This is a genomic window from Sphingomonas sp. Sph1(2015), from assembly GCF_001970915.1.
In the GTDB taxonomy this organism is placed as follows: Bacteria; Pseudomonadota; Alphaproteobacteria; order Sphingomonadales; family Sphingomonadaceae; genus Sphingomonas; species Sphingomonas parapaucimobilis.
In genome coordinates this window covers 1-1,387 of the sequence record NZ_MQUI01000107.1, presented here as the reverse complement: position 1 = coordinate 1,387, position 1,387 = coordinate 1, and the positions used below count along the sequence as shown (strand labels likewise).

The following is a 1,387-nucleotide window of genomic DNA, read 5'->3' as shown; positions in this document are numbered from 1 at the left end:
CTGCCGGGAGGAGGGGCTTTTTACACCGCCCAGGCCCCGATATCCGGCTGCTCGCCGATCAGCGCCAGGCCGTGCGCGATCGAGGTCAACTCACCGCCGGTCGCGATCTTGTCGCCGCCGAACCGGACCTCGAACATCCGCCGGATCGCGGGCATCAGCGAGGTGCCGCCGGTCAGGAACACCCGGTCGATCGCGCCCGCCTCGGTCGCCGCCGCCGTCAGCGCCCGGTCGACCGCCTGCTCGATCCGCGCGAGGTCGGGCGCGATCCAGCTTTCGAAATCCTTGCGCGCGACATTCGCCTCGATCGACAGGCCGCCACCCTCGAAGCGGAATCGTGCCTCTTCCGCCGCCGACAGGTCGCGCTTCACCCGGCCGACCGCGTCGTAGAGGCGATATCCCTGTTCCTCCTCGATGATCGCGATCATCCGGCCGATGGCGTCGGGGTCGAGCGCGGCGCGGCGCAGTTTCTCCAGCTCGGCCAGCGTCTTGCGGTTGCGCATCAGCGCAAGGCGCGACCAGTCGCCGAAATCGGCGAAATAGCCGCGCGGGATTTCGAGTATCTTGTCGAACGAGCGATACTTTCCGCCCGCCCCCAGCAACGGCAGGACGAGATGATCGATCAGCCGCTGGTCGAACCGGTCGCCCGCGATACCGACACCGGCATGGCCCAGCGGCTCGCAACGCCGGTCCGCGCCGGGCGCGGCGATGCGGACAACGGAAAAGTCGCTGGTGCCACCGCCGAAATCGGCGACAAGCACGGTGGCAGGCTCGGTGATGCGCGAGGCATAGCTGAACGCCGCGCCCAGCGGTTCATAGACATAATGGATCTCCGCCCCCAGCCGCGCGAACATCGCGTCATAGCGTTGGCGGGCTAGCGCTTCGTCGGGCCGGTGCCCGGCATATTCGACCGGCCGCCCGACCACGATCCGCGCCGCCTTGCCGTCGAGCGCTCCGCCGCTCCGCGCCGCCATCCGGTCCAGAAAGGCACGGCCCAGCTCCTCGAAGCGATAGCGTTTGTCGAACACGGTGGCATGCTCGAACACGGGCGAGGCGGCGACCGACTTGAACGACTGGATGAACCGGCTGCCGCCCGGAAAGTCGAGATATTCGGCGATCGCCCAGGGTCCTGCCTCGACCTCGATCCCGTCATCCTCCCAGAAACACAGCGCCGAACGGAAGACGGGATCCTCACCCTTGGGTGCCTGGAGGGGGACGAGATGGGACTCGCCGTCCGCGGCACGGGCGACGACCGAGTTGGTGGTGCCGAAGTCGATACCGAGGATGCGGGGTGGGGTGGCGGTCATGCGGCGTCCGCTACACGATGCGGGCGTTGAGGGGAGGGGGTTTTCTATTCTTCTTGCTCCCCTCCCCTCAACGCCCGCATCGT

Annotated in this window: 1 protein-coding gene; it reads right to left on the bottom strand. The window is 67.9% G+C overall.

The features are described 5' to 3' along the window. Positions 1–20 precede the first annotated feature (20 nt). The gene (locus BSZ14_RS18725; protein WP_076712052.1) at positions 21–1,304 is read right to left on the bottom strand and encodes an Hsp70 family protein; all 1,284 of its coding nucleotides are present in this window, start codon (positions 1,302–1,304) and stop codon (positions 21–23) included. Positions 1,305–1,387 lie beyond the last annotated feature (83 nt).

Bases quoted from the DNA above. Each gene is read 5' to 3' on its own strand.
- BSZ14_RS18725 (WP_076712052.1), bottom strand. From the start codon at position 1,304: ATGACCGCCACCCCACCCCGCATCCTCGGTATCGACTTCGGCACCACC.